Origin of the sequence: Butyrivibrio sp. M55 (assembly GCF_900116865.1) — a bacterium.
GTDB lineage: Bacteria > Bacillota > Clostridia > Lachnospirales > Lachnospiraceae > Butyrivibrio.
In genome coordinates this window covers 417,514-425,824 of the sequence record NZ_FPCD01000002.1, presented here as the reverse complement: position 1 = coordinate 425,824, position 8,311 = coordinate 417,514, and the positions used below count along the sequence as shown (strand labels likewise).

The following is an 8,311-nucleotide window of genomic DNA, read 5'->3' as shown; positions in this document are numbered from 1 at the left end:
ATGATATGTACCCAGAATCCTGGACACATATTTATGAACTAAGCCAAACACATGGATGCTATCCTGTATTGCACAGGTGGCATCCATTTTGTTTTGACCTGAATTCTTTTGTTATTGTAGTAATCTATATATTCTTCAAGTGCTTTTGAGAATTCTTCAAAAGAAGAATAGTCTTTTTCGAAACCATAATACATCTCGTTTTTTAATCTACCAAAAAAAGTCTCCATAATACAATTGTCATAACAGTTACCTTTTCGAGACATGGATTGAATAATTCCATGTTCTTGTAAAGCAGTTCTATAATAAATATGTTGATACTGCCAGCCTTGATCAGAATGGAATATAAGGCCGCTGAGATTAGGAAATTTATCAAATGCTCTATTTAACATTCTGGATATCTGCTCAAGATTAGGGCTCTTAGATAAGTCATAGGAAATGATTTCATTTGTATTCATATCTAAAATTGGCGATAGATAACACTTACCCCATGAAAAATTAAACTGAGATACATCCGTTGTCCATTTTTGTAAAGGCGCAGTTGTACTGAAATCTCTATCTATCACGTTATCAGCAATTTTTCCCACTTCACCCTTATAAGAATGATATTTTTCTTTTGGTCGTTTCCCAACTAATCCAGCTTCATGCATAAGACGCTGAACTCGCTTATGATTTATCTTATATCCACGGTTTATCAATTCATGATGGACTCGTCTGACCCCATACCTGTTCTTGTTTGACTCAAAAATACTTTGTATTTCTTTCAGTATTTCTTGATTACGTTCAGCAACAACATCTTTCTTATTAATCTCAAAATAGTAAGTTGATTTGGCCATATTCATAGCCTTAAGGAGATATTTTAATTGGAATCCGTTTTCTCGGAGTTCCTTGATGATTGCTGCTTTTTCGCCTTGAGTCGCGCAGCTTCCTTTTCTTCTCTCAAGGCGATCTCTTTTTTTATTACTTCGATTTCAGCTTTCATGTATGCATTTTCAGCTCTTAATCGGATTAGTTCTTCATATTCAGACTCATTAGGTTTTGGTGGCTTTCTTGTTCCTACTTTTTTCATGTTGGAATTCTTTGATTTACGCCCTTTCTGTTTTGGGATAAGACCATTGTAACCATAAATCTTATATTTGCGAACCCAATTTCTTAATATTGAATCCTTAACTCCATTAGAAAGAGCAACTGCTAGATATGAACTTCCAGCTAAAACTTGGCATACCAATTCATATTTTTCTTCTGTCGACCATTTCTTTTGAATATGTCTAGGTTTTAATGCCTCTGGCCCTAGAGCATCTTCAATTCTAGCCCACTCGCGAACTTTGTTCCTGAAGCAGGCTTGTGAAATTCCATCGGGAGTATTGGGATAGACACCTGTTCTAAACAAATCAACACATTTTCTCTTAAAATCATAATCATAACGCATAAAAAATACCCTCCTTACTGGTTTGTCCAGTAAAGAGGGTACATATCAGAAAGAGTTGGTCCTTTTATTTTGCGCGGAAGAGGACTCTCACCCAGCAGCTTCGCTGCATGGGTTCTGGGATTCACACTAGGTTCGCTTGTAAACAAGCTCACCAAGTGTTCACCCATGGCTCGCACTAAGTTCGGTAAAACCTCACTAAGTGCTCTGCTCAAAGTCCCATTGGCTACGCGAATAATATAGAAATCAATTTAGAATTCCAATCTCAAACCTTTTCTTTAGCTTCAAGTCTCACATATGCAATCATAAGCCCTATAACAAGAGCTACAACTCCAATAATCATTACAAAGAAAAGTGGAGAATTTTGTTTTAAAAACAAGAATGGTATGCCTATAACTTCAAGTGCTATTGCAAAAACAAGCCATAGGACAGAAACTGCCTTGTTATATTTTTTTATATCTTTAACCACCGGTGGCTTTACAAAAGTAAAAAATCCTACTGCCTCTTCAGCTCTGTAAGTAGAAATAGCAATCGCAACAAAAGCTAATGCTACAATGCTCCAGATAACGAATCCAATAACCATCTCAGCTCCTCCTTTTCCTTTATATGAGTAATAAGTCCCTCTACGTGAATAATACTACTTTGTAAAAATTAATTACAAGTTTTTTTGACTTACATTTTTTATACTTGTATAGTCTAATAAATTGCAATCAATCTGATTACCACTTCATAAATCTACAATTCCCTTTATTATCTCAATGTTGAATTCATCATTTATCTGCGCTTCTTTTCCAACATCGATACCCTCTTGGTCGGGCGCACATTCGCCGCAGATATCGACTCCGATGACTTCTTTATTCTTAATAATGGCTTTAATAAAAGATAAAAGCTCACTCTTAGTCATCTCGCCCTGATCCCAGTTTGTCACAAGCTCTTCTCTTCTGACTACGTCTTTATCTACAGATAGAAAAACAGGGTATTCGGTGTCGGGAAGTATATCCTTAACATCTGAAACACCGTAGAATTTAACGCGTTTTGCATCATCTTTATCAAGCTTATCTATGAGCTCTCTGTCAGCACCTATCACATGAACATCTCTGACATAAGGGTTATTCTCAATTACCTTCATTACCCATCCGCCGCATGACAATATGTCACCAAACATAGGCGGTTGCATATCGGGATGGTGATCGAGAACCACAAGAGAAAAAGGCTCTTTTATCATATCCGTGATTATCGCAGACATATAATGATAATTACCGGAATCGATAAAGTGAATTCCTTTTGCAAAGGCGGCCAGTCTTTCGCTTTCATCTTCTAATCCTGTCATTTCAAAAGCTTGCCCGATTATTCTCTTTTTTATCTGCGTGATTGCCTCGTCATCGCACATACAATTTGTTCCGGGAATATCCCTGCAATTTATAATACAAAAATGAGAGCTTTTATCGTTTTGATAAAAGCTCTCTTCATTATATATTCCAGAAAAATCAAATAGTGTAATGTGATCATTCATACTGTAAATGTGCATCCTCATCTGGAAAGATCGGTTAAATGTATTATCGCATCGCTTCCTACCAAGCGGTCTCCATGTTCTCTGACATACATTGCTTCCGTCGCGTTTACCACAAGCATATTGGAATACTCGACTCCTGCTCTTCTGAGATCGTATATAACGCTCTCGTCCGATGACAAAAGTCCCAATATCATGTAGTAGCCCTCTTCAAGTTTATATAAAGAAGAATCTACTATAGGAAGTTTCTGAACCACTTTTGAAAAACGTTTAGCCTCATCAAAAGTATCAAATTCAACCATGTACTCCGCATATTCTGAAAGTGGCTGATAGCTGGTCTCAGGAGTTTTTGTTGTTTCCTCCGGAAGAGTATAGAGCTTGTCTCTGCCGTAAATCCTGTTTATCGCGTCGCTTACGTTTGTTATTACTTCGTTCAGTGCAATGCCTTTATCTCTGCCATTCTTTGACTTGATCTCATCAATCTTTTCCTGAGTAAGAATTCTGAGAACAGTCTCTGCTGCTCCTTTAATGCGATCAGATGCTGTCTGTATATCTTCGTTGCTCATCTTAACCGCAAAAATTCTGATACTGCCATCCATCATCATATTTTTGCTCATCATCATGACCTCAGTCTCAGGATTGTATCCAAGCTGCTGTCCGACTTCTTTGTTCAGCTTAGCGAAAAAAGATGATGTGTTTTCCGCACCGTTAATAACTGCTTCGGGTGTAAGTCCGATTTCATGAAGCTCTGATGCGGCAATGCTACATTCTACAGTTGTATCATTCATTTTTACTATGATCATCACGCATCAACTCCTCTCCATGGATTCTTTGTACTGTCATTATATAATGTTACATTAGCACTGTCCACAATGGAGTGCTAAAATCTTTATTAACTCTATAAAATATAAGTTTCTTTTTGTTATATATTTTCTATATCGGATTGATGCGTATTTTTATGTATATGCTTTATATTTGTTTTATTTACGTTTCCTAATATGTTTACTTTCTTCAGCAGCCTTTATGACATCTGGAACTTCTCCAACCTGTGATGCTTCACCTGTAGACTCGCAGCGGATAGTCACTCTGTTTGCTCCACCGATGGTACATGTGAAAAGAGTAAGATCCCAATCTCCCGACTCCATCTGTTCAGTATCATAAGCTCCCAAAGTCTCCATATTTGAAACCTGGAAGTAAAAGCTTCTTCCGTTCATATCGGTAACAATTACTTTGTCACCTGTTTTAAGTTCTTTAAGTTTTCCGAAATGTTCAATATAATTGTGACCTGCGACAATAAGATTGTTTTCATATACAGATCCCATATATCTACATACTGAAACCTTAGCATTGTCATTACTCCACTCATTCTGAATAGGAAGTAAAAGACCAAGGCATGGTATTTCAACTGTTCCTATAAAACTTCTTCCGTCAACATCTACAATCGGCATGTCTCCGGATAACTCAGGTTCAATAACCCTTCCCGGCATCTGTTCGATAACACCGGTCAAAAGGCTATCAGATGCTGCTCCGGCTTCTGCGTTTTCATCAAAATTGTTCTTAACTATAAGTGCAGCGATAAAAATAAGCACCGCACCAAAAAACATATATAGATAACCTGGAATCTTTTTCAATTTATTGCCCCTCACATTTCTTATATAGTATTACCCCATGAGTTTTATCCCATGGGGTATATATAAGTATTAAATATTTCTGTTCCTTCTAATTCCCTTTACTATAAGTGCAATACCTGCAATTACAAGAATGGGAAGAGGCCACCACAACTGACCTGTCTGTGGAAGTCTTCTTGCACCCAATACTGCAGGAAGCTCGCTGAGCTTTCTTACTGCACCGAGAACATCAGGGAACTCTGTAGCACCGCCGTCTCCGTGGCCACCGTTATCCTCTTCGTGATGCTCATCACCACCCGGAGGAGGACCTGCAGGAGGAGTATACGTATTTGTAATCGTATAAATCTCTGATGCTGTATTTTCGTCATATGTCTTTGACTCGGAAACTGAAGCCGAATATCCTGAATCTGAAGGTAATACTTCTTCAAAAGTCCATGTATTACCGGGCTTCTCTTTCCAAGAATATGTCCAATTATTTGAATCATTCAAATTAACTGTCTGATAAAGTTCGTTGTTCTTAATGATCTTCACATCAATGGAAGAAGGGCGCTTATCTGTATATCCCTCATCGTTCCATCTCTTATGAAGCTCAAGATCAACCATTCTGTCAAACTTCTCGCACTTTGTGCCCGCCTGTGCATCATATACCCAGTTGTCGTTGTCGTCAAGCTGTGGTACCGATACCAGGAACGGTGCGAAAACATATGTATTATCTGTTTCCACATAGTTATCTGCACATACAAGATAAATACCAAGTCCAAGACTGTTATACTTAACCTGACCATTTGCTGAAACAGCTTCAGCATCCGGTTGACGCTCAGCTACCGCATACGGAAGAACATCATCCAGAATCTGCTTCCACTCCTGCTGAGCCGTAGCCTCATTAGTAATGTTGTTCAGATCCTTTATGGTAGACTTTTCAGCGTATCCCGCATCAAGAGCAAATGAACCGTTTTCAGTAGCACTTGCGATCTTGTAGATGCGTGACTTAACGCCATCAAACATCTTGTCTGCGCCAAATTTATATGTCACACTAAGCGAACCTGTCTTTGATGTGTCAATGGTTCCTCTGGCATTTACTGCAACAGCTGCCTGCCCGAAAACCATAAACGCAGTCATAAGTGTAACAACTGTTCGGCTAATTACTTTTCTTACCTTAATCATAAAACAAATACCTCGTAGAGCAATTACCCTTGCTTTGCTCCCTTTACCCTTTTAGGCTTTGACGTCCTAATAAGAAATACTATAAAAGCTATAAATAGAATCGGTGCCCCGATGAACGGTGCCACTACCATGGTGTTGTACCTTAAGGCATCTGCCGGTACTATAAGTCTTGTTTCTTCGCTATAATCAACACGCTTACCTCTGACAAGCATCCTGTGAGTATTAACTCCGTAAGGAGTACATGTAACAAGCGTGACGTATTCTTCATTATCGACTATTGCAAGGTCATTGGTCTCCTCCGGAAGAACAATGTTTATCTTATCAATCTGATACGCAAAAGTCTGATCCAAAATATGAAGTAAAAACGTATCCCCGACGATCATTTGGTCGAGGTCAGAAAAAAGCTTAGAGGACGGAAGTCCTCGGTGTCCCGAAAGAACAGCATGTGTACTCTTAGTTCCGGTGGGAAACGATGTTCCCTCCAAATGTCCTATACCAACCTGTAAAACCGATTCAGCGGTCCCATGATAAATTGGAAGGTTGACCCCTATATTCTCAATTTCAATATATCCGATTATTCCCGTTCCGGATACATTAAGAATCTTATTGTACTCTTCCCTTTCCTCATCAGAAAGATCAAAATTTAGAGCTTTTTTAGCAAGTTCTTCATTATACGCCTTTGCTTCGCTCCACATCTTTGAATAATCTTCTTCGGAAATGTTATTAACCATTTCCTCGTAGTTAGAAATTGCTCTGCTCTGATTCCGTGAATTGATATAATTACTTACTGAAGGATATAAAAATATACACAATCCTGCGATAAATATCAATCCAAATATTATATTGGGTATTTTTTTCTTTAGGTTCTTCTTCATCTAAGCAATTCTTATCTTTTCACCATATCGGTTTATTTTCTAAGAATCTTTAGGATTATGAATATACATATTCTTCAGGGGAAGTAATCTTCCCCCGAAGAATACTGTTATCCAACTAATTCAACAAGATTCAAAACAATTAAACTTTTTCATCCCGGGTATTATTCAGCGTCAGCTTTTCTGCGAACGATGAAGTATGCGATTCCGGCAACAACAAGGATTCCACCGATGATGTAGAAGATTGTTGTACCGATACCACCTGTTGAAGGAAGTGTAAGACCTGTTCCATCCTCAACCGTCGCAACCTGAACTGCTCCTGTATTGGAAGAAGTTGATACTGTTACCTGCTGCGCATGCTTATAATCACCTACGTTGCTCTCAAGAAGGTTGTAACCCTGAGGAGCCTTTGTCTCTTCAAGAATATAATTCTCTGCGTTAAGACCTGTGATTGTAAGAGGTGCTTCAGCAACAGTTACGATTGCTTCAACTGATCCATCGGGATCTACCTTATACTCAGTATCTGAAACCTTTGTAAACTTAAGCTGTGTTTTATCTAACTCTCTGTATACCTTAAATTCTGCTCCGGGAAGAACCTTTCCGGTTGTATCACCTAACGCAATCTTCTTGATCTGAAGAGGATATGTCATTGTCTTTGTTGTAACATGTGTTGTCTCTGTTCCGTTACCATAGATGAGGAAAGCTTCGTTAATATTTTCCTCAGATGCGATAGCAGCATCCTTATTTACAACTGCCTGGTAAACAACAGTTGCTGTTGTGTCATCCTTAGGCTCACCTTCAAATGTAATCTTAAATCCCTTATTTCCATTCTCATCAACATAAGCGTTGTCAATTGTATAACCAAGAGAACTATTTGAGAAAGAGATATTGCTGTCCTGAAGATCAACAAGTGTAAGGCCGGGTGTCAATGTATCAACGATCGCATAATCCTTACCACCGCGCTTGAGATCAGCTGAAACTTTGAACTCTACTGTATCACCAATCTGTGCATCGTTTCCGGTCTTATCGCTATATATTGTTGAAGAATTTGTAGCACCTGAAACTTCCTTCTTGATTTCAGGAACACTGTTCTTCTCAGCGATAGATGCTGAAGGAGTTGTTGTATCAACTGATACCGCACTACCAAGTGATGAATCTACTACATAGTAACCATATTCACTAACTGAAATTGTAGCTACGCCATCTTCTGTAGCTGTTGTTGAACCGTCATTTCCGATTCCGTTAGCCTTTACGTAAGCAAGTACAGCCCTACCAAAAACCTTAACATCCTCTTCTGTAGCAAGTCCTGATGTATCAAGGATGTCATTGTCACCAACTGTGAAGAATGAACTCATTGCTACACTGTTTCCATCATCACTGTATGTGTATGAAGGAAGACCTGAAAACTTAGATGCAAGCTTGTAAATACCGCCGGCACCAGCATCTGCTTCATCAGCAGGTACATAGTCAAATACGCGGTAAGCGTCATATGTCTGACCTGCATTAGCATTGCTAATTGTAATTGTTCCTGAAGCCGCATAGGCTGTGATTGCCATTCCCAGTACCATAGCTGATACAAGGAATCCTACTATCAGTTTTTTGATTCTATTCATTTTTTTCTCCTTCTTTGAATCTTGTGTCAGTTTATTTTTTTTATAATGTCGTTCAATAATATATCCGATGCAAATGAGCATCTGTTTTAAAGCATTTCTGC

9 protein-coding genes are annotated in these 8,311 nt (G+C 38.6%); all 9 read right to left on the bottom strand.

Translation table 11 applies throughout. The annotated features are described in order from the left end of the window. Window positions 1-38: 38 nt before the first annotated feature. The 9 genes from BM398_RS04250 to BM398_RS04210 all read right to left on the bottom strand — a co-directional run bounded on the left by BM398_RS04250 (window position 39) and on the right by BM398_RS04210 (window position 8,210). Window positions 39-893 (bottom strand): IS3 family transposase, encoded by an 855-nt coding sequence (locus tag BM398_RS04250; RefSeq protein WP_304528538.1) that lies wholly within the window; start codon window positions 891-893, stop codon window positions 39-41. Next, window positions 857-1,426 (bottom strand): transposase, encoded by a 570-nt coding sequence (locus BM398_RS04245; RefSeq protein ID WP_092336557.1) that lies wholly within the window; start codon window positions 1,424-1,426, stop codon window positions 857-859. The genes BM398_RS04250 and BM398_RS04245 overlap by 37 nt, the downstream gene beginning before the upstream one ends. A gap of 262 nt (window positions 1,427-1,688) precedes the next feature. Continuing rightward, a complete protein-coding gene (locus BM398_RS04240; RefSeq protein ID WP_092336556.1) occupies window positions 1,689-2,006 on the bottom strand; it encodes a hypothetical protein in 318 nt (105 codons plus the stop codon). Between the two features lie 144 nt (window positions 2,007-2,150). Next, a complete protein-coding gene (locus BM398_RS04235; protein WP_175531840.1) occupies window positions 2,151-2,936 on the bottom strand; it encodes an arginase family protein in 786 nt (261 codons plus the stop codon). A 17-nt stretch (window positions 2,937-2,953) separates the two neighbouring features. Beyond that, window positions 2,954-3,736 carry an adaptor protein MecA gene (locus tag BM398_RS04230; RefSeq protein WP_092336554.1) on the bottom strand — a complete coding sequence of 261 codons (783 nt, stop codon included), beginning with the start codon at window positions 3,734-3,736 and terminating at the stop codon, window positions 2,954-2,956. A 177-nt stretch (window positions 3,737-3,913) separates the two neighbouring features. Continuing rightward, window positions 3,914-4,564 (bottom strand): sortase, encoded by a 651-nt coding sequence (locus BM398_RS04225; RefSeq protein ID WP_092336553.1) that lies wholly within the window; start codon window positions 4,562-4,564, stop codon window positions 3,914-3,916. A 69-nt stretch (window positions 4,565-4,633) separates the two neighbouring features. Next, window positions 4,634-5,725 carry a Cna B-type domain-containing protein gene (locus BM398_RS04220; protein ID WP_092336552.1) on the bottom strand — a complete coding sequence of 364 codons (1,092 nt, stop codon included), beginning with the start codon at window positions 5,723-5,725 and terminating at the stop codon, window positions 4,634-4,636. A 23-nt stretch (window positions 5,726-5,748) separates the two neighbouring features. Further along, window positions 5,749-6,600, bottom strand: a complete 852-nt coding sequence (locus tag BM398_RS04215; protein ID WP_092336551.1) for a class C sortase — start codon at window positions 6,598-6,600, stop codon at window positions 5,749-5,751. Between the two features lie 161 nt (window positions 6,601-6,761). Beyond that, on the bottom strand, window positions 6,762-8,210 hold the full coding sequence (locus tag BM398_RS04210) for a SpaH/EbpB family LPXTG-anchored major pilin (RefSeq protein WP_175531839.1): 1,449 nt from the start codon (window positions 8,208-8,210) through the stop codon (window positions 6,762-6,764). Between the last annotated feature and the right edge of the window lie 101 nt (window positions 8,211-8,311).

Coding starts and splice junctions, on each gene's coding strand:
- BM398_RS04245 (WP_092336557.1), bottom strand. CDS start 1,426: ATGCGTTATGATTATGATTTTAAGAGAAAATGTGTTGATTTGTTTAGA.
- BM398_RS04240 (WP_092336556.1), bottom strand. CDS start 2,006: ATGGTTATTGGATTCGTTATCTGGAGCATTGTAGCATTAGCTTTTGTT.
- BM398_RS04235 (WP_175531840.1), bottom strand. CDS start 2,936: ATGAATGATCACATTACACTATTTGATTTTTCTGGAATATATAATGAA.
- BM398_RS04230 (WP_092336554.1), bottom strand. CDS start 3,736: ATGATCATAGTAAAAATGAATGATACAACTGTAGAATGTAGCATTGCC.
- BM398_RS04220 (WP_092336552.1), bottom strand. CDS start 5,725: ATGATTAAGGTAAGAAAAGTAATTAGCCGAACAGTTGTTACACTTATG.
- BM398_RS04215 (WP_092336551.1), bottom strand. CDS start 6,600: ATGAAGAAGAACCTAAAGAAAAAAATACCCAATATAATATTTGGATTG.
- BM398_RS04210 (WP_175531839.1), bottom strand. CDS start 8,210: ATGAATAGAATCAAAAAACTGATAGTAGGATTCCTTGTATCAGCTATG.